Here is a 20675-nt window from a genome sequence, read left to right on the forward strand (position 1 = left end):
CATGCGGATCGCCGTCACCGGCTCCATCGCCACCGACCATCTGATGACCTTCCCCGGCCGCATCACCGATCAACTGCTCGCCGACCGCCTCGACCACGTCTCGCTGTCCTTCCTGGTCGACACCCTGGAGATCCGCGACGGTGGAGTGGCCGCCAACATCGCCTACGGCCTGGCGCAACTCGGCCACCGGCCACTGCTGGTGGGCGCTGTGGGCGCGGACTTCGCCCCGTACGGCGAGCGACTGGCCGCACTCGGCGTGGACGTCTGTGGCGTTCATGTCTCCCGCACCCGGCACACCGCCCGCTTCCTGTGCACCACCGACCCGGACGGCAACCAGATCGCCTCGTTCTATCCGGGCGCCATGACCGAGGCCCGGAACGTCGACCTCGTCGACGTCCTGCGCAAGGCCCCCGCCGACCTGGTGCTGATCGGCGCCGACGACCCGGCGGCGATGCTCAAGCACACCCGCGCGTGCCGCACCCACGGCATTCCCTTCGCCGCCGACCCGTCCCAGCAGCTCGCCCGGCTCGACGGGCACCAGATCCGCGAACTCGTCGAAGGCGCGGACCATCTGTTCACCAACGAGTACGAACACGCCCTGCTGCTCGCCAAGTCGGGCTGGACCCGCGCCGACGTCCTGCGCCGGGTGGGCACCTGGGTCACGACCCTCGGCGAGAAGGGCAGCCGCGTCGAGCGCGCCGGAGACCCGCCGCTGGACATCCCCGCGGTCCCCACCGACCAGGCCACCGACCCGACCGGCGTCGGCGACGCCTTCCGCGCCGGATACCTCGCCGCCCTGACCGCGGGCCTCGACACCCCCGCATGCGCGCGGCTCGGCTCGGAACTGGCCACGCTCGCCCTGTCCAGCGTCGGCACCCAGACCTACACCGCGCCCCGCGCCCTGGTCCCCTCAGGAGGCGACCCGACATGACGGTCCACGCACCGGTGGCCGAGCGGACCCTCAGGGGCCCCGCCGAACTCATCGCGTCCGGCCACCGCTCGTACTCCTTCGAGTTCTTCCCGCCGAAGACCGGCAAGGGGCAGCGGGCCCTGTGGAGCGCGCTGCGCCGCGTCGAGACCCTCAACCCGTCTTTCGTGTCCGTCACCTACGGCGCCGGCGGCACCTCCCGCGAGCGCACGACCGAGGTCACCCGGCGCATCGCCGAGGACACCACCCTGCGCCCGGTGGCCCACCTCACCGCCGTCGGTCACTCCGTCGCCGAACTCCGTTCGATCATCGGCCGGTACGCCGACGCCGGCATCCGTGACGTCCTCGCCCTGCGCGGCGATCCGCCGGGCGACCCGCAGGGGCCCTGGACCCCGCACCCCCGGGGCGTGCGGTACGCGGCCGAACTCGTCGAGCTCATCCGTTCCTGCGGCGCCTTCTCCGTCGGCGTCGCCGCGTTCCCCGAACGACACCCCCGCTCACCCGACTGGGACACCGACATCCGGCACTTCGTCACCAAGTGCCGGGCCGGCGCGGACTACGCCATCACCCAGATGTTCTTCCGCGCCGAGGACTACCTCCGGCTGCGCGACCGGCTGGCCGCCGCCGGATGCCACACCCCGGTCATCCCCGGGATCATGCCCGCGACCGGCTGCGAGCAGATCGCCCGCTTCGCCCGCCTGAGCAACGCGACCTTCCCGGACGACCTCGCGCTGCTCCTGTGCACCGCACAGTACGACCCGGCCCTGTCCCACCGCATCGGAGTGGACCACGCCACCGGTCTCGCCCAGCGCCTCCTCGACGAGGGCGCCCCCGGCCTGCACTACATCACCCTCAACCACTCGTCCGCCGCCATGGACATCCACCGTGGCCTGCGTCTGCCGGAGGCCCGCCCGTGAGCAGGTTGCGCTGGCTGACCGCGGGGGAGTCCCACGGTCCCGCACTCGTGGCGACGCTGGAGGGTCTTCCCGCCGGTGTGCCGATCACCACGGAGATGGTGGCGGATCACCTGGCCAGGCGCCGGCTCGGTCATGGACGCGGTGCGCGGATGAAGTTCGAGCGTGACGAGGCCACCTTCCTCGGCGGCGTCCGGCACGGCCTCACCCTCGGTTCCCCGGTGGCGGTCATGGTGGGCAACACGGAGTGGCCGAAGTGGGAGCAGGTGATGGCGGCCGACCCGGTCGACCCGGAGGTCCTGGCGGGGCTGGCCCGCAATGCCCCGCTGACCCGTCCGCGTCCCGGCCACGCGGATCTGGCGGGCATGCAGAAGTACGGCTTCGACGAGGCCCGCCCGGTCCTGGAGCGTGCCTCGGCGCGGGAGACGGCGGCCCGGGTGGCGCTGGGGGCGGTGGCGCGGTCGTACCTGAAGGAGACGGCGGGCATCGAGATCGTCAGCCATGTCGTCGAGCTGTGCTCCGTGAAGGCCCCGCAAGGGGTGTACCCGACGCCTGCCGACGTGGAGAAGCTGGACGCGGATCCGCTGCGGTGCCTGGACGCGGATGCGTCGAAGGCGATGGTCGCGGAGGTCGACCAGGCTCACAAGGACGGTGACACCCTGGGCGGGGTGGTGGAGATCCTCGCGTACGGCGTGCCCGTGGGCCTTGGCTCGCATGTGCACTGGGACCGCCGGCTGGACGCCCGCCTGGCCGGAGCGTTGATGGGCATCCAGGCGATCAAGGGCGTGGAGGTCGGTGACGGGTTCGAGCTGGCCCGGGTGCCCGGTTCCAAGGCGCATGACGAGATCGTGGGCACGCCCGAGGGCATCCGGCGTACCTCTGGCCGCTCGGGCGGCACGGAGGGTGGCCTGACCACGGGTGAGCTGCTGCGGGTGCGGGCGGCGATGAAGCCCATCGCGACCGTGCCGCGGGCGCTGCAGACCGTGGACGTCACGACCGGTGAGGCGACCCAGGCCCACCACCAGCGCTCCGATGTCTCCGCGGTGCCGGCGGCGGGCATCGTCGCGGAGGCGATGGTCGCCCTGGTGCTGGCGGATGCGGTGGCGGAGAAGTTCGGGGGCGACAGCGTGGCCGAGACCCGCCGTAATGTGCAGTCCTACCTCGACAACCTGGCCATCCGGTGACCGCGCCTGAGGTGGTGCTGGTCGGTCCGATGGGTGTGGGCAAGTCCACCGTCGGCAGGTTGCTGGCCGAGCGGCTCAGGGTCGGCTACCGGGACACGGACGACGACATCGTGGCCGAGCAGGGCCGTTCGATCGCGGAGATCTTCGTCGATGAGGGTGAGCCGGTCTTCCGGGCGATCGAGAAGGCCGCCGTGCACAAGGCGCTGGCCGAGCACGACGGTGTCCTCGCCCTGGGCGGCGGCTCCATCCTGGACGCGGACACGCGGGCGCTACTGGCCGGGCACCGCGTGGTCTACCTCTCGATGACTGCTGAAGAGGCCGTCGAACGCCTCGACCTGGACTTCGCGCGCCCCCTCCTCGCCGCCGACCCGCACAGACGATGGCGCGCGCTCATGGAGGCCCGGCGGCACCTCTACGAGGAGGTCGCCGACGCCGTCGTACCGACCGACGGCCGTAGGCCCGAAGAGGTCGCCCGGTCGATCGCAGTGCACGAAATCGCCGTGAACCGTCCGGCCCATGGAAGGAATCCGCGAGTTGCCGGCGCCGGCTGGAGTCGCTCCGGGCGCGCGGCCACGCTGGTCGAAGATCAGTCGCTGCGACCCCAGGAGAACCGATGAAGATCTCTCGTCACCCGGCCGGCGCCCCCTGCTGGGCGGACCTCGACACCACCGACGTCCCCGCCGCCCGCACCTTCTACGGCTCCCTCTTCGGCTGGGAGGCCCTCGAACTGCCCAGCGGATACGTGAACTTCACGCTGGGCGGAGAGAAGATCGTGGGTGCGGTCGCGCTGCGGGAGGGCCAGGAGCACTCGGCCGGCTGGAGCGTCTACTTCATGTCGGACGACCTGGACGCGACGACCAAGGCGGTCGAGGAAGCCGGCGGCCGGGTGGTGAGCCCGCCCGCCAAGGTGGGGCCGGCCGGCACCGCCGCCGTCTACCACGCGCCCGACGGCGCGGTCTTCGGCGCCTGGGAGCCGGACAAGCACATCGGTTCCGGCCTGGTGCGGGAGCCCGGCACCGCGGCCTGGTACGGGCTCAGCAGCCCGGACATCGACGGTGCCAAGGCGTTCTACGCCCAGGTCTTCGGCTGGACGTCCGCCGTGCCCGGCGAGGCCGGGGGCGCCGCCGCGCACCTGAGGTTCGTCGGCGGCGTCGCGGACTTCGGCGGTATCACCAGCGGCCCCGAGGGCGCGGCCGGCTGGACCCTGCACTTCGGCGTCGAGGACATCGACGGCGCGGCCGTCACGGCGTCCGTCCTGGGCGGCAAGGTCGTGACCGCCCCCACCGAACTGCCCGGCGTCGGACGCGTCGCCGTGCTCGAGGACCCGTCAGGCGTGACCTTCGCACTGGTGCAGCACGCCTGACGGAGGCGGACCGCCCCGGCGGGCAATCCCCCGGTCCGCCGGGGCGGTACGCGATCAGCTGCACGCTTCCTTCAGCCGCCCCGTCCGGCGTGGAAGAAAACCCGCAGATCGTCCCCGTGGCTCGCGTTCGCGCGACACGGTGAGCACGATCTGCCTGTCGGCCCGAGAGCTCCGTAGCGGAGGGAGGTGGTTCGCCGTGCAGAGCGAACCTCCCAGTCAGCCCCCGCGTACCGCAGCCCTTTGCCCGGGGGCGCCGTGACGGCTCACGGCTGACCCTCCGTCCCTCGGCGACGGCTCCGGTGCGCGCCTTCGAGCAGCAGCCAACCGTCCCGCCGTTCTGCCGAGGTGACCCTGCCATGACGTACACCCAGCTGCCCAGCGAGCTCCGCCACCCCCAGCAGCGCCACGACCTGCCCCGGATCGACTGTCCGCAAGGCTCGGTGGGCCGCAGCATGACGACACAAGTGATCGTGCTCGATGGGGACTTGACGGTACGTCAAGCACTTGAGCGGGTCCGCGACGACGGCGCCGGCGCCGACACCGTCTACACCCTCCCGGTGGTCGACCGGGAGCGCCGGCTGACCGGTGTGGTGGCCCTGCGCGATCTGGTGCTCAGCCCGCCCGAGGACCACATCGCCGCCCACGTCGACGTCTCCGGCGCGCGGGCGCACGCCGACGACCCCGCCGAGCAGGCGGCGCGGCTGATGCGGGAGACCGACGCGCTCGCCCTGCCCGTCGTCGACGGCGAGGAGCGGCTCGTCGGGCTGCTCACCATCGACGACGCCGTCGAGGTGATCGAGGACGCGGACACCGAGGACGTGGCCCGGCAGTCCGGCTCCGAGCCGTGGACGGGGCACTACATGGCGGCCACCGTCTGGCGGCTCGCCCGCTACCGGGTGGTGTGGCTGCTGCTCCTGCTGCTCGCCGCGACGCTGACGGTCACCGTGACCGAGGCCTTCGAGAGCACGCTCGAGAAGGTCACCCAACTCGCCACGTTCATCCCGCTGTTGATCGGCACCGGCGGCAACGCCGGCGCGCAGGCGGCGACCGCGGCCGTGCGTGCGCTGGCCGTGGGGGAGGTGCGGGTGTCGGACCTGCCCGCGGTGGTGTGGCGGGAATGCCGGGTGGGCTTGGTGCTCGGCTCGATCCTGGCCCTGCTCGGACTGGTACTCGGCACCCTGTTCGTGGGCGTGCACATCGCCGTCGTGGTCGGCGTGGCGCTGGTCATCATCTGCGGCTGGGCGGCGACCGTGGGCGGCACCATGCCCCTGCTGGCCAAGCGCCTGGGCATCGATCCGGCGGTGGTCTCGGCCCCGATGGTCACGACCCTGGTGGACGCCACCGGCCTGGTCATCTACTTCCTCACCGCCCGCGCCGTACTGGGCATCTGACCACCGCGCGACGGCGACCCGCCCGCCGGCCGGCCCCGAGACGGGCCGGCCGGTGCGGGCTGCGGTGCTTGTGGCGGTGCGGCTCGCAGGCCGCACGGCTCACGGCTGTACGGCCTCCAGGGCGCGCGCCTCTTTCTTGCGTTTCCGGCGGCTGACCCGCGGCTCCTGGTCCGGCAGCCAGCCGAAGGCGAGGCAACTGCCGACGGCACCCAGGAGCAGGCCGAAGAAAAAGCCGCCCAGGTTCGAGGTGAGCCAGGTGGCCAGGGAGGCCAGCACGCCGATGATCGAGTAGAACAGGCGCTGCGTGGGGTTGAAAAGGACCAGCAGTCCGCACAGCAGCATCACGGTGGGCAGCAGGTAGCCGGCCAGGGTCTGCGCGCCGGAGTGCAGGATGACCTTCAGTGAGGCCTTCTCGGTGAGCAGGATCTCCGCCCCGCCCAGGGCGAGCAGCAGCCCGCCCCAGAACGGACGGCGGGCCCGCCACTCACGAAAAGCGGGCCGCGCGCCTTGCTTCGGACTGTCCGACATCAGCAACCCGAGTCGCTGAAGCTGAGTTTCAGGCCCGGCAGCTTGAACACCCCGGCCGTCGTCGCATAGTTGGTCTGCCGCAGGTTGTCGATGTGCACCGTGTCGGCCTGCTGGCTGAAGACGCCCGCCGGTCCCTTGACACCGGCCTTGTTGAGTGTGCTCGCGTCGTTGCCGATCTCGATGTTCTTGAAGGCGGCGTCGCCGGTCAGCTGGGTCGAGTCAGTCGTGAGGTCGGTCGCCTGCACCTTCGACGAGCCGCTGCCCGCCTTGATCAGCAGGTTGGTGCCACCCAGGTCGACGCTCTGGCACAGACTGTCCAGTGTCGCGCTCTTGATGGCGGAGGTGACGACCAGCACCTGACCGCCGGTGTCGCCCGCGTTGGGGCTGTTGTCGATCATGCTGTCGAGCGCGCCGAACTGCTCGAAGCCGGTACCGTCGAGCGACTTGGCGGTCACCGTGAAGGGCATTCCGGAGATCGAGAACGAGACCCCCAGCGCCCCCTCGCCGGTCATGATCGCGAGGCCGGCCGCGATCGCGACGGCCGGGACCGCCATCACGGCGGCGCGGCGCAGCCGGACCCGCCCGCGTCTTGCGGGGTCGGGCGAGGAACCGCTTTCCGGGTTCCCTGTGGTGAGTTCGGCGGACGAGGCCATTTCTGCTCCCATGTGCATAGTCAGTGCGGGTTGGGCATCATCGGCGCGTTGTCCTGGCGCGGACAGCGGCTGCAGACGCACGCCTCCTCCCAAACTCCCGGCGGGTGGAAGGGCTTTCTCGTACTCCGCAGTAGCCAGCGAGGAAGTTACCCGTGGTTACTTTCAAGGGTCAAGGGAGTTGTGAAAAAAGGGTGTTGGTTGTGCCCCACCTGTGGCTCAGCAGGTCCCGCGGGTTTCACCGCACTCTTGAATGATCGTCAACTAACCTGCCCCGCCTTGACGTTGACTGACACTCAGGTCTACAACTGCCCCTGGCTTCCCCCAGATCCGTGGCGCCGGATCCAGCCACGCGGCACCGTCCGCGTCTCCCGGACCCCTCATGTCCGCACGGGCCCTTCACAGCCCGAGATCCCCCCAGACGGCCCGGTAAGGGCACTTCCCCCTGGTCCGCTCCAGGCCGTCGCTTCCGCCCGGCCCGGCCGCAGGCCCACCCCCAGGGTCTGCGGCCGGTCACCGGCCGGACGTCGTTGCCGGTCCGTGACGTACGGAGAAGGCGTCACGGTCCGGCATTGGCGGACGCCGACCGGCGTCCCCCCACCTTCCCCGCGCCACATCGGAAGCCCCCCAACCCTCGAACCCGCACAAGAAAGAGGTACGTCCGCATGCGCACTCGCACCCTCCTCACCCTGGTCGGCACCGTCGCCGCACTCTCGATCCCCGCGGCCGTCCCGGCCTCGGCGGCCGACACCCCCGTCCTGACCACCGGTTCGACCGGCGGCACCGCCGTCGCGGTCGGCGACGTCCTCACCGCGCCCCTGGCCAGCGGCACCAACGCCACCCTCTACTCCAGCGCGACCGGCACCAGCGGCGTGAGCTGCAAGTCCTCGACCTTCACCGCCACGGTCGCGGACAACCCCGCAGCGCCGGGCACGGCCACCGAGTCGGTCGGCGCGCAGACCTTCGACAGCAGCAGCTGCACCAGCAATGTCTTCGGCGTGACGGGCGTCACCAGCATCACGGTCGACAACCTGCCGTACACCACCGCCGTGGCCTCCGACGGCACGCTCACCGTGACCCCGGCGAGCGGCTCCACCATCCAGACCACGGTCAAGCTGAAGACCCTGCTGGGCTCCATCACCTGCGTCTACCAGGCTCCCAGCCTGACCGGCACGACGAGCAACAGCGACGCCAGCATCAACTTCACCAACCAGCAGTTCACCAAGGTGTCCGGTTCGTCGCTCTGCTTCAGCAGCGGCTACTTCACCGCCAAGTACGCCCCGGTGACCGACAACGGCGCCACCGTCTACGTCAACTGATCCTCAAGCAGGCGTAGTTCAGCGTCGACGCAGACGCAGCGCCAGGGCGGCGCCGCCGGTGAGCACCAGCACCGCAGCGGCGCCGCCCGCCAGCATGGGCGCGGACGGGCCCGAGCCGGCGGTGGAGGTCGAGGCCACCGGCGTGCTGTCGGGCTCGGTGGAGCCCTGCCGTGAAGTCGCCGCCGCGGCCGTACGGGACGGAGTCGTACGGGGTTCGGGCGTGGCCGTGGGGCTGCTGCTCGCGCTCTTCCCGGCATCGCCCGCGGACGTCGGCGCCGATGCTGCCGTACCGCCGTTCCCGGCCGTCCCGAACACCACGTCGGAGCACGAGTAGTACGTGTCCGTGGTGCTGCTGTTCTGCCAGATGGTGTAGAGCACGTGGTGCCCTCGCCGGTCGGACGGCAGCTTCGCGGTGATGCGGTACGCGCCGTTCGTCAGGGCCGGGTCCTTGACCGAGGCGAACGGCTGCTCCGGCAGCTCGGCCCAGGTCAGCGGCTTCCTCGGGTCGTAGCCTGGCTTGGTGAGGTAGAGCTTGAACGTGCCGGTGTGCGGGATCGTCGAGGCGTATTTCATCGTCAGGGCCGCGCCCGGCTTCAGGGTCGTCGAGGGCCAGTCGGAGCGGGCGAGGTCGAGGCCCTTGTAGGCGGCCAGGCCCCCGCTGCACAGCTTTCCGTCGGGGATGACCTGCCGGTCCCTGCCGCCCACGTCCGCGACCCGCAGGTTGTCCCAGAAGGTGAAGGGGGCGCCGTTCGCGGCGACGGCCGCCTTGCACGCCGCCGACTGCGCGTCGCTGCCGCCGTCGGGCGAGCAGGCGTAGGCCCTGCTGACCGGATCCGTGGGGGCGCCGTGCGCCTGCGCTGGGCCCGCCGCCCACAGAGGCAGCAGGAACGAGGTCACGAGCGCGGCCGCCAGGGCGGTGCGGTGTGCGGTCATCCGGGGCATCCGGAACGTCTCCTCGGCCGGCGTGGAACGATGTGCTCCCGTGAAGTACGGGCGACCGGCCCGCCGCGTTCAGCAGTTGACGTTCGACAGTGGTCCGGCGCGAACGTGTCCTTGAACCTTGACCGTTCACCTGCGCCGTACGCCCCTCGGAGCCACCCCGGTCACATTGAAGACCAACCGGTCGCCTCGTACTCTGGCAGTCGCCGGGACGGGCACCTCGCCGTCTGGTCTGTCATCCGTTTCCAGGGGACCGAAAGAGGGACATGCTCCAACCGACCATGCCTCGACCTGCCTTGACGGCCACCGTGCCTCGTCAGCTCGTTCACCGCCCCGCCGCAGCGGAAACGTTTCTCACCGGCTGGGTGCGCACCGGTCCCGACCGGTTCGCGCTGGTTGCGCAGTGGCCCCGGACTCACCGGTTACACGTGTCGCCTCACTGGTCGCCGTATGAGCCGCTGCTCATCGCGGAGACCGTTCGTCTCCGCCACTGGCAGCTGCGGATAGATACCGTCCAGCCTGTTTTCTTCGAGCCGCTCGATCACGTTCCTGGCATGCTGTTCCTGTGGGCGGCCCGGCAGGGCGCCCGCCTCCGGGCCGTCGGGCCGACCGGGGGTGGGTCCTTCTGTGCGGCCTTCCGTCGCTATGCTGAGCTGGACAGACCCATCTGGACCGAGGTGGCCGACGAGGCCGGGACGGGTCAGGGGGTCCGCGGGTCCCCGGGGCGAGCCGACGGTCTTCGGGTGCGAAGCCGGCGCCGCCGCACGGTGAGATATCGTGCACTGGGAGTGAAAGAAACAGCCAGTCCGGCCCGTTTACGTCCCAGGAGTGTTCAGTCGATGGCGAGGCAGTTACGCGCCGAGCAGACCCGCGCGACGATCATCACGGCCGCAGCAGACCTGTTCGACCGCTGCGGCTACGAATCGACCAGGTTGAGCGACATCGTGGAACATGCCCAAGTCACCAAGGGCGCCCTCTACTTCCACTTCGCGGCCAAGGAGGACCTCGCCCACGCCATCATGGAGCTGCAGTCCAAGGCATCGCACGAGGTGACGAAGGACCTGGACGGCAAAGGCTACTCCTCGCTCGAAACGCTGATGCGCATCACCTTCGGCATCGCCCGGCTCTCCGTCGAAGGCCCGATACCCCGGGCGGGGCTCCGGCTCGCCGCCGGCGAAGTCGCCGTGCGGCCGCCCCTGCAGCACCCCTTCACCGAATGGCGGGACATCGCCACTCGCAAACTCCTCGGCGCCGTCAAGGAGTCCGACGTCCACCCGGACATCGATGTCGACGCCGTCGCCCACTCCCTCGTCAGCTTCTTCGTCGGCACCCGCGTCGTCGGTCGCTCCCTCGAACCCGTCGCCCACCAGCCCCGCAGACTGGCCGAGATGTGGCACTTGGCGATCCGCGGCCTGGTCCCGGTGACCCGCCGCGCCCGCTATGTGAGCCTCGTCGCCCGGCTGGAGCGGGAGCGCTCCGCCTGAGGTGCCGACGTGCGGCTCGGCCGTGGGGTGCGATGGACGCCGGACGGCGTCGGTCGTCGGACGGCGGTCGTCTTCGGTCGTCGGACGGCGGTCGTTGTCGGTCGTCTGCGGCGCCGTCGTGGTCTGTCGCGCAGTTCCCCGCGCCCCTGAAGGGGCGCTTGTCTGCTGCGTCGTCGTGGTTTGTTGCGGCCGCGTGGCGGAGCCGCAGATCGATACAGCCCCGCGCCCTTCAGGGGCGGTCGTCCGGGGGAGCCGCAGATCGGTACGGTCGCGCGGCCCTTTCGGCGCAGGCAACCGGAGTGGACTCGCTCGGCCCGCTTAGGGTGGGCGCATGCCCCACAGCCCGTCCGCGCCCTTGATCCTCGGCAACGAGCCGGGGTCCTTCCCCCACAGCGTGCTCGCCGAGCGGCACCCCGCGATCATCCGGCAGGTCCGGGAGGCGTTCCCCTACGGCCCCGCACAGCACCGCGCTCTCGACGCGCTCCTGGCGAGCTGCACCAAGGGCGTCGTGGAACCGCTCCCCGCCGAGGCGCACGACCGGGACCGCTGGGCGGCGTGGGGCCTGGCCCGGTACGCCGGCCGTTCCTGGTACGACATCCCCTGGCTCTGGTCGGAGAGTTACTTCTACCGCCAACTCCTCGACGCCGTGGGCTATTTCGGCCCCGGGCCCTGGCAAGGCATCGATCCGTTCCGCCCTTTCAAGCTGGCCGAGCTCGACTCTCCGGAGACGGACGAGGAACTGGCCGCCCTCGACGCCCTGTCCGCCGACGACCAGGACCGCGCCCTGCTGCACGGCTCCCTGTGGGGCAACCGCGCCGACCTCGGCTTTCGCCTGTCCGCCTCCGACGCCGGCACCGCGGACACCGCCCCGGGTCTGGTCGCCGACGACAGCGAGACCCTCTGGTCGCTGCTCCCACGGTCCGGCGCGGGCACGCTCTGCCTCATCGCGGACAACGCGGGCCGCGAACTCATCCCGGACCTGCTCCTCATCGCCCACCTCCTGGAACGCGGGCGCATCGGGCGTGCCGTCCTGCACATCAAGCCGTACCCGTACTACGTCTCCGACGCGACGACAGCCGATGTGCTCGACGCGCTGAGGAGACTGGCCGGGGCGCGGGGCGCAGCCGTCGAGTACGGCCGCATCCTGTGGTCGGCGATGACCGACGGCCGGCTCAGCCTCCGTGCCCACCCCTTCTCCGCGGCACCGCTGCCGTACGCGGACATGCCGGGCGACCTCCGCGCGGAACTCGCCACGGCCGCGCTGACCCTCGTGAAGGGCGACCTCAACTACCGCCGCCTCGTGGGAGATCGGCTGTGGGCCCCGACCACGCCCTTCGCGGACGTCACCTCCCACTTCCCCGGCCCGGTCGCCGCCCTGCGCACCCTGAAGTCCGACGTGATCACCGGCCTGGACCCCGACACCGAGGCCGCGCTCGTGGCGGCCGAGGGGCAGCGTTGGCGGACCGGCGGCACCCACGCGCTGATCCAAGTGCGCACGTGAGGGCCTGTATTCGAACTCAGTCCACCCGCACCGGCAGCGACTTGATCCCGTTGATGAAGTTGGACGTCAGCCGCCTGGCGGGCCCCGCCGGGCGCAGGACCGGCAGGGCCCGCAGCGCCTCCCCGTACAGCACCCCCAGCTGCAACCGGGCGAAGTGCGCGCCCAGGCAGACATGCGGACCGTCCCCGAAGGAGACGTGCGGGTTCGGCGTACGGGACAGGTCGAGGCGGTCCGGTGCGGCGAAGACCCTTTCATCGTGGTTCGCGGAGGCATGGAAGACGACCACCTTGTCGCCCGCACTGATGCGCCGCCCCGCCAGCTCGGTGTTGCGGGCGGCGGTGCGGCGGAAGGTGAGGACGGGCGGGTGGCGTCGTAGCAACTCATCGACGGCAAGGGGCAGTTCGGCCTTTCGGGCGCGCAGGAGCTCGTACGCCTCCGGGTGATCGGCCAGGATCAGCAGGCCACCGGGGGCGGCGCTGCGGACGGTGTCGTTGCCCGCGACGGTGAGCAGGAAGAAGAACATCTCCAGTTCGGCGTCGTCGAGTTCGGGGTCCTGGGCGAGCGTCGTCATCACGTCGTCGGCGGGGTGGCGGCGCTTGTGCGCGGCGAGCTGCTGGGCGTAGGCGAACATGTCCCGGAGCATCGCTGGGGAGCGGGGGTTGACCGGTTTGCCGTCCGCGTCGAGCACGGGGGTGCCGGCCTCGTCCGGGTCCTGGTAGCCGATGACCCGCTGCGTCCAGTGCAGCAGCAGGCCGCGGTCACCGTCGGGGACGCCGAGCAGGTCGGCGAGGTTGAGCAGGGCGTAGTCGTCGGTCACGGCGGTGACGAGGTCGACCTTGCCGTCGGTCGTACGGGCCGCCTCCAGCGCCTGTGCGAACAGGATCCGGGCCCGCTCCTGCGCGACGGACGTGAAGCGGTCGATGCGGCCTGGGGTGAAGGCGCGGCTGACCAGCCGCCTCAACCGCCCGTGCCGCGGCGGGTCCTGATTGAGCATCATGCGCCGGATGAAGGGGAGGTCGGCGGGGTCGGGGTCGCGGATCTGGGTCGCGCCGAGGTGTGAGGAGTACGTGGCCGAGTCCTTGAGGACGCGTACGACGTCCGCGTGCCGTGTCACCGCCCAGAACCCGGGCCCGGCCGGCCAGCCCAGCACCTCGGGCTCGTCCTGCCAGGCCACGGGGTGATGGTCGCGCAGGACGCGGTAGGCGGCGTGGGGGACTCCGGCGGCGTACTGCCGCGGATCGAAGACGTCCGGGACGGGCGGGGCCTCGTGCGCATGCATGCGACCACGGTGAGGTTCCCTGCGGGGCTTCGGCAAGGCAGCGCGGCACGTTTTGCCTGAGGTGCCTCTTTGTCTGCGACGGTGTCGTGGCTGGTCGCGCCCAGGAGGCGGAGCCGCAGATCGATGCAGCCCCGCGCCCCTTTGGGGCGCGCCCTCCCGTGCAGGGTGTGGTGATCATGACAATTAGCTGGTAGTCATGCCGCATGGCGTTACGGGGATTGCGGACGGGAATCGGGAAAACGGCGGCAGCCGCGGCTGCCCTGGCGCTGCTCCTCGCGGCCTGCGGTGACGGCGGTGGGGGTTCCGCGTCCGCGGGCGGACGTACGAAGATCACCGTGGCCGCCCTGCCGTTGACCGACTCCGCGGCGCTCTACCTCGCACGGGACCGCGGGCTGTTCACCAAGGAGGGGCTGGACGTCAGGATCCAGCCGGTGCAGCAGAGCATCCAGGCACTGCCCGCGCTGGCCAAGGGACAGGTCGATGTGATCGCGAGCGCGAACTATGTGACGTTCCTGCAGGCCGACGAGAAGGGCACCCTCGACCTCCGCATCCTCGCCGAGGGCGTACGGGTGGCGCCACACATGATGGACGTCCTGGTGCCGAAGGACTCGGACATCAGGACCGTCGCCGACCTCGCGGGCAAGAAGGTCGCCGTCAACATCCTCAACAACATCCAGTCGCTCACTCTCAACGCGATCCTCGACGCGAAGGGCGTCGGCCGGCCCGACTACCGGCAGATCGCCTTCCCGCAGATGGGCCCCGCCCTGGAACGCGGGCAGGTGGACGCCGTGCACGCGGTGGAGCCCTTCGACAGCGCGATCCGGGGGGAACTGAAGGCGAGGGTGCTGCTGGACGGCGGGTCGGCGCCCGTCCAGTCGCTGCCCATCAGCGGGTATGTCACCACGCGGAAGTTCGCCGCCGATCACCCCAAGGAGGCCGCGGCCTTCCGGCGTGCCATCCAGGCCGCTTCGAAGATCGCGGCGCAGGACCCGGCCGCCGTACGGGAAGAACTCCCGAAGTACACCAAGGTGACCGCGGACCAGGCCACGTCGATCGGGCTGCCGGCGTATCCGGTCTCCATCGACGCGGCACAGCTGCGGCGGCTGACCGAACTCATGAAGAAGCAGGGGCTGTTGAAGAAGGCCCTCGACCCGGCGACGCTGCTGGTCAAGTGACGCCCAGGTGAAGCGGCTGACACGGCGGGAACGGCTCGCACGGCATCAGGAACTGTGGCTCGGTCTGCTCGGGGTGGTGCTGGCCTTCGGGGTCTGCGAGGCGGTCGGCCGGGCAGGCATCGTGAGACGCAGTTATCTACCGCCCGTCTCCGAAGTCCTCGTCCGCGCCGTCGAGTTGGCGGGCGACGGCGCCTTCCTGGACGGGGTCGGGGCCACCCTGCGGGCCTGGGCGCTCGGGCTCGGCCTCGCCGTCGCGATCGCCGTCCCGCTCGGGCTGCTGCTCGGCAGTGTGCCGGTCGTCGACTCCGCCGTACGCATGATCGTGGAGTTTCTGCGGCCGCTGCCCTCGGTCGCGCTGATCCCCCTGGTCTCGCTGCTCCTCGGCACCGGCACCGAGACCAAGGTCGCACTGATCACCTACGCCTCGGTCTGGCCCGTCCTCTTCAACACCGTCTACGGCCTCGGCGAGACCGACCCGCTCGCCAAGGACACACTACGAGCCTTCGGCTTCGGCCGGCTCTCGATTCTGCTGCGGGTCGAGTTGCCCGGTGCGGCCCCGTTCATCGCCGCCGGCATCCGCATCTCGGCGGCTGTCGCCCTCATCCTCGCCGTGGCCACCGAGCTTCTCTCCGGCTTCGGCGAGGGCCTCGGCATCTTCATCGCCCAGGCGGGCCTGGCCACCGACGGCACCCGGGACGTGCTGGCCGGCGTGGTGTGGGCGGGCGCCCTCGGGCTGGTCATCAACGGTGTCCTGGTCCGGTGCGAACGCCGGTTGTTCCCGTGGACACCGCAGCGGCGGGCGGACGGGCGCGGGGTGCGGCCGTGACACAGGCGATCGGGCCGAAGACCACAGCACGCCGGGGGCCGGGGGAAACCGCCCGGAGTACGCCGTTGCGCCACGTACTCCTCCGCGTGCTGGTCCTTCTCCTCGCCCTCGCGCTGTGGCAGGTGGCCGCGCAGGCCCACGGCAGCGTGTACTTCCCGCCCCCGGGCCGCATCGCGCACCGCACCTACGAGCTGTGGTTCTCGGGGCCGGTCCGGCACGGGTTTCTCACCGAGGCCGCCGTGGGGGACGTACTGCCGAGCCTCGGACGGATGGCGGCCGGGTTCGGGATCGCCGCCGTCGCCGGGATCGCGGCGGGTGTCGCGGTGGGACGGTCGCGCCGGGCGTACGCCCTGTGCAATCCCGTCCTGCAGTTCGCGCGGGCCGTGCCGCCGCCCGCGCTGGTGCCGGTCTTCGTCGTCGTCCTCGACTTCGGCACACCGATGCAGATCGCGTCGATCGCCTTCAGCGCCGTCTGGCCGGTGCTGGTCAACACGGCGGAAGGGGCACGCAACACAGACCCGCTGCGGCTCGACGTCGCCGCCGTGCTGCGCCTGAACCCCGTCGAACGGCTCCGCTTCCTGATCCTGCCCTCCGCCCTGCCCCGCATCTTCGCGGGCCTGCGCCTGAGCCTCTCGCTCTCCCTCATCCTCATGGTGTTCTCCGAACTGCTGCCGGGCACCGCCAACGGCATCGGCTACACCCTCACCGACGCCCAGTCCCGCTCCGACCTGCTCACCGTATGGGCGGCACTGCTCCTGCTCGGGGTCCTCGGCTACCTCCTCAACGCCGCGCTGCTGGCGGTCGAGAAGCGGCTCCTCGGACCGGGAAGGAGCACGGCATGACGCTTCGCCTCGACTCCCTCGGCCAGCGCTACGGCGACCAGCGCGTCCTGCACGACATCACCCTCACCGTGCCCGACGGCCAGCTCCTGTGCGTCGTGGGCCCGTCCGGCTGCGGCAAGTCCACGCTCCTGCGCACCGTCGCGGGACTGCAGCCCGCGCACGAGGGCACCGTCACCGTCGACGGAACCCCGGTCACCGGCGTACCCGGCCAACTCGCCGTCGTCTTCCAGGACTACGGCCGTTCCCTCTTCCCCTGGCTCACCGTCCGCGACAACGTCGCCCTCCCGCTGCGCCGCCGCGGACTGGCGCGGGCCGAGCGCCGCGCCGAGGCCGAGCGGATCCTGGAGCGCGTCGGCCTCGACGGCGCCGGCCGCCGCCACCCCTGGCAGCTGTCCGGCGGCATGCAGCAACGCGTCGCCATCGCCCGCGCCCTGGTCTGCCGCCCCTCCCTGCTGCTCATGGACGAACCCTTCGGCTCCCTGGACGCCCAGACCCGCGAGGACCTCGAGGACCTGCTGCTGGAGGTCCACCGCACCGAGGGCACCACCATCGTGTTCGTCACCCACGACATCGACGAGAGCGTCTACGTCGGCGACCGCGTCGTCGTCCTCTCCCCGGCCCCCGCCTCCCGCATCGTCCTCGACCTGCCCGTCGAACTCCCCGGAAAGCGCGACCAGATCGCCACCCGGGGCCTGCCCGAGTTCGTGGCGCTGCGGGCGGAGGTGGGGCGGGCGGTGCGGGGCTCCTAGGGCCGCCGCCTGTTCCCGGATCGCCCCCGATTCACGCGATGGTGTGATCATGTCCCGGCCCGCGGATGGTCCCGCAAGGGCACGGGTAGGGCCCCGGCCATGACGCAGCAGCCCTTCGAACTCCCGCACTTCTACATGCCGTATCCCGCACGGCTGAACCCGCATGTCGACGAGGCGCGTGCCCATTCGACCGAGTGGGCACGTGGGATGGGCATGCTGGAGGGATCCGGGATCTGGGAGCAGTCCGACCTCGAGGCCCACGACTACGGGCTTCTGTGCGCCTACACCCACCCCGAGTGCGACGGCCCCGCCCTCTCCCTGATCACCGACTGGTACGTGTGGGTCTTCTTCTTCGACGACCACTTCCTGGAGACGTTCAAGCGCAGCCAGGACCGCGTCGGCGGCAAGGCCTACCTGGACCGGCTGCCCTTGTTCATGCCCCTCGACCTCGCCACTGCCGTACCGGAACCCCAGAACCCGGTCGAGGCCGGGCTCGCCGACCTGTGGGCGCGCACCGTGCCGTCGATGTCGGTGGACTGGCGCCGCCGCTTCGCCGTGGCGACCGAGCACCTGCTCAACGAGTCCCTGTGGGAGCTGTCCAACATCAACGAGGGGCGGATCGCCAACCCCGTCGAGTACATCGAGATGCGCCGCAAGGTGGGCGGCGCGCCCTGGTCGGCGGGGCTCGTGGAGTTCGCGACCGCCGAGGTGCCCGCGTCCGTGGCCGCGTCGAGGCCGCTCAGGGTGCTGATGGAGACGTTCTCCGACGCCGTCCACCTGCGCAACGACCTGTTCTCCTACCAGCGGGAAGTCGAGGACGAGGGCGAGAACAGCAACGGCGTGCTCGTCCTGGAGACCTTCTTCGACTGCACCACCCAGGAGGCCGCCGACACCGTCAACGACGTCCTCACCTCCCGCCTCCACCAGTTCGAGCACACCGCCCTCACCGAAGTGCCCGCACTGGCCCTGGAGAAGGGCCTCACCCCGGACGAGGTCGCCGCCGTCGCCAAGTACACCCAGGGCCTGCAGGACTGGCAGTCCGGCGGCCACGAATGGCACATGCGCTCCAGCCGCTACATGAACGCCCGTGCACAGGCCACGCACCCGTGGCACGGCCTGACCGGCCCCGGCACCTCCGCCGCGGACGTCGGTGCCCTGCTCGCGGCGGCCGGCGCCGAGCGCCTGCGCGCCTACACGCACGTGCCGTACCAGAAGGTCGGCCCGTCCCTGCTGCCCGACTTCCACATGCCCTTCGGGGTGGAACTGAGCCCCCACCTGGACGGCGCCCGGCACCGGCTCACCGGCTGGACGCACGCCATGGGCATGCTCCAGGAGGGCGTCTGGGACGAGGACAGGCTCGCCGCAGCCGACCTGCCGCTGTGCTCCGCGGGGCTCGACCCCGACGCGACACCCGAGGAACTCGACTTGAGTTCGCAGTGGCTGGCCTGGGGGACGTACGGCGACGACTACTACCCGCTCGTGTACGGCCACCGCCGTGATCTGGCCGCCGCCCGGCTGACCACCCGGCGCCTGGCGGACTGCATGCCCGTCGACGGCGAGGAGGCCCCCGCCCCGCTCAACGGCATGGAACGCGGCCTCACCGACCTCTGGGCGCGCACCACGGCGCAGATGACCCCCGAGCAGCGGCGCACCCTCAAGGACTCGGTGAACGTCATGACCGAGAGCTGGGTGTGGGAGCTGTCCAACCAGTTGCAGAACCGCATCCCCGACCCGGTCGACTACCTGGAGATGCGCCGCGCCACCTTCGGCTCCGACCTCACCCTGAGCATGTGCCGGATGGGCCACGGCCCCGCGGTCCCGCCCGAGGTCTACCGCAGCGGCCCCGTCCGCGCCCTGGAGAACGCCGCCATCGACTACGCGTGCCTCATCAACGACGTCTTCTCCTACCAGAAGGAGATCGAGTACGAGGGGGAGATCCACAACGCGATCCTCGTCGTGCAGAACTTCTTCGGCATCGACTACCCGACCGCGCTCTCCGTCGTCCACGACCTGATGACCCAGCGCATGCAGCAGTTCGAACACATCACCGCGCACGAACTGCCTGTGGTCTACGACGACTTCAAGCTCTCCGAGGAGGCACGCAAGGCGATGGACGGTTATGTGAAGGACCTGCAGAACTGGATGGCGGGCATCCTCAACTGGCACCGGACCGTGGACCGTTACAAGGCGGCCCATCTGGCCCGCCGCACTCACGGCTTCCTTCCGGACCGGCCTGCCGCCATGACCGCACATTGACTCTTCACGGGGGAGACGGCGTCGGCTCCGGACGAACTGGCGCCGTGCGTCACGCCGTTGCCCGTACCGCCCGTCGTGCGTCCCGGATCCGGTGACGTCCTGCGGGAGACGTGGCTACAAGGACGTCTTCCGGGTCCCCGGCGGTCAGATACTGCGCGTCATGGGGAGGTTCGACGGCGTGTACGGCCGGTTCATGTACCACTGCCACCTCCTCGAACACGAGGGCATGGGCATGATGCGGCCCTTCGTCGTGATGCCCGGGGAGGCGATGAAGTTCGACCACGGCGGCACACACGGCGGCCACGGCGAGGGCCACACGGGGTGACCCCCGCGGGCCGTCGCAGTCTCACCCGTTCGTGGCTCGTCGGGCGCCGGGACTCCGGGTAGAGCTTCAGCCGGAGGCGATCCATGGAACAGACTGCGTTGCGTCCCAAGCCGATGCCGGGTGGGGAGCCCGGCGGCGGCACCGAACCCGGCACCGCCCGGCGCCCGCACGCCGTGCGCCGGCGCGGCCGACGGCTCAGGGCCGCCTTGTTCGGCCTGCTCGTCGGAACGGTCCTTGTGCTGTCCGGGGTAGGACTCGGCACCGTCGGCGCCACGGTGATCGGCATGAGCAAACTCGCCGGCCTGCAACGCCAGGCGCAGGCCCCGGGCAGCCCGTCGGCCGCGGCGCATCCCAGTCCGTCGTCCCCGACGGCGTCCGCGTCCCCGGCGCCCGCCGTCGCGACCCTGGGCCTGGAGGCCGTGGACGCGTACAAGGCGGGCGCCCTGGTCGTCGGCGTCCACGTGCCCGGCCCGGGCTATGCGGCGGGCCTGGTCCGGGGAGACGCGATCCTCGCGTTCGGCAGGACCCGCATCGACTCGGCCGCCGACCTCGCACGCGCCGTCGCCCGGGCCCGCCCGGGCGACGGCGTCACCCTGACCGTCCGTCATCGAAGCGGCGGCTACCAGCAGTTGACGGCGATCCCGGGCGTCGTCACATGACCACCCGGAAGTGAGCGGTCAGCCGCCCGTCGTCGTCCAGCACATGAAAGGCAAGGCCGACCGGGGCCTCCCGGTCGGCGATCCGCTCGCCCTCCCGGGGCAGCCGCAGCGTCCGGGTCACGCCGGGAGCGACCATCAGCGCAGCCGGCGGCTCTCGCCCAGCTGGTAGGAGTCGGGCAGGGGGTGGTGCAGCGCGAGCGGCGGGTGGTGGAAGGCGAGCAGTGCCGGCAAGGTCCCACGCCCTCGTCGAAGACGTGCACGCTGTTGACCCGCCCGTCGGCCGCGGGCCGCCCCAGCAGGGCCACGGTCCGACGCCCGGCTGTCGTGGTTGCCCGGGCAGGTCAGCACCGGGAGCACGGCCGT

Annotated in this window: 19 protein-coding genes and 3 pseudogenes; 17 read left to right on the plus strand and 5 right to left on the minus strand. The window is 71.2% G+C overall.

Going from position 1 to position 20675, the window contains the following annotated elements:
- Nucleotide 1: 1 nt before the first annotated feature.
- From ACWCRD_RS00350 to mgtE, 6 genes are all read left to right on the plus strand, one after another.
- Nucleotides 2–931, plus strand: coding sequence for a carbohydrate kinase family protein (locus tag ACWCRD_RS00350; RefSeq protein ID WP_450963726.1), 930 nt, complete (start codon nt 2–4; stop codon nt 929–931).
- Nucleotides 928–1845 carry a methylenetetrahydrofolate reductase [NAD(P)H] gene (metF, locus tag ACWCRD_RS00355; protein WP_450963727.1) on the plus strand — a complete coding sequence of 306 codons (918 nt, stop codon included), beginning with the start codon at nt 928–930 and terminating at the stop codon, nt 1843–1845. The genes ACWCRD_RS00350 and metF overlap by 4 nt, the downstream gene beginning before the upstream one ends.
- Nucleotides 1842–3026, plus strand: a complete 1185-nt coding sequence (gene aroC / locus ACWCRD_RS00360; protein ID WP_450963728.1) for a chorismate synthase — start codon at nt 1842–1844, stop codon at nt 3024–3026. The genes metF and aroC overlap by 4 nt, the downstream gene beginning before the upstream one ends.
- Entirely contained in the window at nt 3023–3643 is a 621-nt protein-coding gene (locus ACWCRD_RS00365) for a shikimate kinase (RefSeq protein WP_450963729.1), read from the plus strand. Before aroC ends, ACWCRD_RS00365 begins: the two co-directional genes overlap by 4 nt.
- Nucleotides 3640–4389 carry a VOC family protein gene (locus ACWCRD_RS00370; protein ID WP_450963730.1) on the plus strand — a complete coding sequence of 250 codons (750 nt, stop codon included), beginning with the start codon at nt 3640–3642 and terminating at the stop codon, nt 4387–4389. Before ACWCRD_RS00365 ends, ACWCRD_RS00370 begins: the two co-directional genes overlap by 4 nt.
- A gap of 356 nt (nt 4390–4745) precedes the next feature.
- Complete coding sequence (gene mgtE / locus ACWCRD_RS00375; protein WP_450963731.1) at nt 4746–5780, plus strand: magnesium transporter; 1035 nt, start codon at nt 4746–4748, stop codon at nt 5778–5780.
- Between the two features lie 99 nt (nt 5781–5879).
- On the opposite strand, the gene ACWCRD_RS00380 is transcribed toward mgtE, so the two are convergent.
- Both ACWCRD_RS00380 and ACWCRD_RS00385 read right to left on the minus strand, forming a co-directional pair.
- Nucleotides 5880–6308: a DUF6114 domain-containing protein gene (locus ACWCRD_RS00380; protein ID WP_450963732.1), complete on the minus strand. Its 429-nt coding sequence runs from the start codon at nt 6306–6308 to the stop codon at nt 5880–5882.
- Nucleotides 6308–6961 (minus strand): DUF6230 family protein, encoded by a 654-nt coding sequence (locus ACWCRD_RS00385; RefSeq protein WP_450963733.1) that lies wholly within the window; start codon nt 6959–6961, stop codon nt 6308–6310. Before ACWCRD_RS00385 ends, ACWCRD_RS00380 begins: the two co-directional genes overlap by 1 nt.
- Nucleotides 6962–7623: 662 nt before the next feature.
- Between ACWCRD_RS00385 and ACWCRD_RS00390 the strand changes: the two genes are divergently transcribed.
- Nucleotides 7624–8277 carry a Tat pathway signal sequence domain protein gene (locus tag ACWCRD_RS00390; RefSeq protein WP_450963734.1) on the plus strand — a complete coding sequence of 218 codons (654 nt, stop codon included), beginning with the start codon at nt 7624–7626 and terminating at the stop codon, nt 8275–8277.
- Between the two features lie 18 nt (nt 8278–8295).
- On the opposite strand, the gene ACWCRD_RS00395 is transcribed toward ACWCRD_RS00390, so the two are convergent.
- Nucleotides 8296–9219, minus strand: a complete 924-nt coding sequence (locus ACWCRD_RS00395; protein WP_450963735.1) for a lytic polysaccharide monooxygenase auxiliary activity family 9 protein — start codon at nt 9217–9219, stop codon at nt 8296–8298.
- Nucleotides 9220–9497: 278 nt separating this feature from the next.
- Here ACWCRD_RS00395 and ACWCRD_RS00400 point away from each other — a divergent pair.
- From ACWCRD_RS00400 to ACWCRD_RS00410, 3 genes and pseudogenes are all read left to right on the plus strand, one after another.
- Nucleotides 9498–9638 (plus strand): annotated as a pseudogene (locus ACWCRD_RS00400) (ScbA/BarX family gamma-butyrolactone biosynthesis protein); the annotation flags it as partial.
- A 417-nt stretch (nt 9639–10055) separates the two neighbouring features.
- Nucleotides 10056–10700, plus strand: a complete 645-nt coding sequence (locus ACWCRD_RS00405; RefSeq protein ID WP_450964342.1) for a ScbR family autoregulator-binding transcription factor — start codon at nt 10056–10058, stop codon at nt 10698–10700.
- Nucleotides 10701–11031: 331 nt separating this feature from the next.
- Complete coding sequence (locus ACWCRD_RS00410; RefSeq protein ID WP_450963736.1) at nt 11032–12201, plus strand: damage-control phosphatase ARMT1 family protein; 1170 nt, start codon at nt 11032–11034, stop codon at nt 12199–12201.
- Nucleotides 12202–12217: 16 nt separating this feature from the next.
- Here the strand turns inward: ACWCRD_RS00410 and ACWCRD_RS00415 are convergent, their stop codons facing one another.
- Nucleotides 12218–13480 (minus strand): cytochrome P450, encoded by a 1263-nt coding sequence (locus ACWCRD_RS00415; protein WP_450963737.1) that lies wholly within the window; start codon nt 13478–13480, stop codon nt 12218–12220.
- A gap of 203 nt (nt 13481–13683) precedes the next feature.
- Between ACWCRD_RS00415 and ACWCRD_RS00420 the strand changes: the two genes are divergently transcribed.
- The 7 genes and pseudogenes from ACWCRD_RS00420 to ACWCRD_RS00450 all read left to right on the plus strand — a co-directional run bounded on the left by ACWCRD_RS00420 (nt 13684) and on the right by ACWCRD_RS00450 (nt 20312).
- The gene (locus ACWCRD_RS00420) at nt 13684–14655 is read left to right on the plus strand and encodes an ABC transporter substrate-binding protein (protein WP_450963738.1); all 972 of its coding nucleotides are present in this window, start codon (nt 13684–13686) and stop codon (nt 14653–14655) included.
- 7 nt (nt 14656–14662) lie between these two features.
- Complete coding sequence (locus ACWCRD_RS00425; RefSeq protein WP_450963739.1) at nt 14663–15481, plus strand: ABC transporter permease; 819 nt, start codon at nt 14663–14665, stop codon at nt 15479–15481.
- Nucleotides 15482–15567: 86 nt separating this feature from the next.
- The gene (locus ACWCRD_RS00430) at nt 15568–16323 is read left to right on the plus strand and encodes an ABC transporter permease (protein ID WP_450963740.1); all 756 of its coding nucleotides are present in this window, start codon (nt 15568–15570) and stop codon (nt 16321–16323) included.
- Nucleotides 16320–17072 carry an ABC transporter ATP-binding protein gene (locus tag ACWCRD_RS00435; RefSeq protein ID WP_450963741.1) on the plus strand — a complete coding sequence of 251 codons (753 nt, stop codon included), beginning with the start codon at nt 16320–16322 and terminating at the stop codon, nt 17070–17072. The genes ACWCRD_RS00430 and ACWCRD_RS00435 overlap by 4 nt, the downstream gene beginning before the upstream one ends.
- Nucleotides 17073–17171: 99 nt before the next feature.
- Nucleotides 17172–19328 (plus strand): germacradienol/geosmin synthase Cyc2, encoded by a 2157-nt coding sequence (cyc2, locus tag ACWCRD_RS00440; protein WP_450963742.1) that lies wholly within the window; start codon nt 17172–17174, stop codon nt 19326–19328.
- Between the two features lie 109 nt (nt 19329–19437).
- Nucleotides 19438–19653: pseudogene (locus ACWCRD_RS00445) on the plus strand (multicopper oxidase domain-containing protein); the annotation flags it as partial.
- Nucleotides 19654–19736: 83 nt separating this feature from the next.
- Nucleotides 19737–20312 (plus strand): PDZ domain-containing protein, encoded by a 576-nt coding sequence (locus ACWCRD_RS00450; RefSeq protein ID WP_450963743.1) that lies wholly within the window; start codon nt 19737–19739, stop codon nt 20310–20312.
- Here ACWCRD_RS00450 and ACWCRD_RS00455 read toward each other — a convergent pair.
- Nucleotides 20305–20675 (minus strand): annotated as a pseudogene (locus ACWCRD_RS00455) (phosphodiesterase); the annotation flags it as partial. The gene ACWCRD_RS00450 and the pseudogene ACWCRD_RS00455 sit on opposite strands and share 8 nt — an antisense overlap.

The organism is Streptomyces sp. NPDC002092 (assembly GCF_053593775.1).

Bases quoted from the DNA above. Each gene is read 5' to 3' on its own strand.
- ACWCRD_RS00350 (WP_450963726.1), top strand. From the start codon at position 2: ATGCGGATCGCCGTCACCGGCTCCATCGCCACCGACCATCTGATGACC.
- metF (WP_450963727.1), top strand. From the start codon at position 928: ATGACGGTCCACGCACCGGTGGCCGAGCGGACCCTCAGGGGCCCCGCC.
- ACWCRD_RS00370 (WP_450963730.1), top strand. From the start codon at position 3,640: ATGAAGATCTCTCGTCACCCGGCCGGCGCCCCCTGCTGGGCGGACCTC.
- mgtE (WP_450963731.1), top strand. From the start codon at position 4,746: ATGACGTACACCCAGCTGCCCAGCGAGCTCCGCCACCCCCAGCAGCGC.
- ACWCRD_RS00380 (WP_450963732.1), bottom strand. From the start codon at position 6,308: ATGTCGGACAGTCCGAAGCAAGGCGCGCGGCCCGCTTTTCGTGAGTGG.
- ACWCRD_RS00385 (WP_450963733.1), bottom strand. From the start codon at position 6,961: ATGGCCTCGTCCGCCGAACTCACCACAGGGAACCCGGAAAGCGGTTCC.
- ACWCRD_RS00390 (WP_450963734.1), top strand. From the start codon at position 7,624: ATGCGCACTCGCACCCTCCTCACCCTGGTCGGCACCGTCGCCGCACTC.
- ACWCRD_RS00395 (WP_450963735.1), bottom strand. From the start codon at position 9,219: ATGCCCCGGATGACCGCACACCGCACCGCCCTGGCGGCCGCGCTCGTG.
- ACWCRD_RS00405 (WP_450964342.1), top strand. From the start codon at position 10,056: ATGGCGAGGCAGTTACGCGCCGAGCAGACCCGCGCGACGATCATCACG.
- ACWCRD_RS00410 (WP_450963736.1), top strand. From the start codon at position 11,032: ATGCCCCACAGCCCGTCCGCGCCCTTGATCCTCGGCAACGAGCCGGGG.
- ACWCRD_RS00415 (WP_450963737.1), bottom strand. From the start codon at position 13,480: ATGCATGCGCACGAGGCCCCGCCCGTCCCGGACGTCTTCGATCCGCGG.
- ACWCRD_RS00420 (WP_450963738.1), top strand. From the start codon at position 13,684: ATGGCGTTACGGGGATTGCGGACGGGAATCGGGAAAACGGCGGCAGCC.
- ACWCRD_RS00435 (WP_450963741.1), top strand. From the start codon at position 16,320: ATGACGCTTCGCCTCGACTCCCTCGGCCAGCGCTACGGCGACCAGCGC.
- cyc2 (WP_450963742.1), top strand. From the start codon at position 17,172: ATGACGCAGCAGCCCTTCGAACTCCCGCACTTCTACATGCCGTATCCC.
- ACWCRD_RS00450 (WP_450963743.1), top strand. From the start codon at position 19,737: ATGGAACAGACTGCGTTGCGTCCCAAGCCGATGCCGGGTGGGGAGCCC.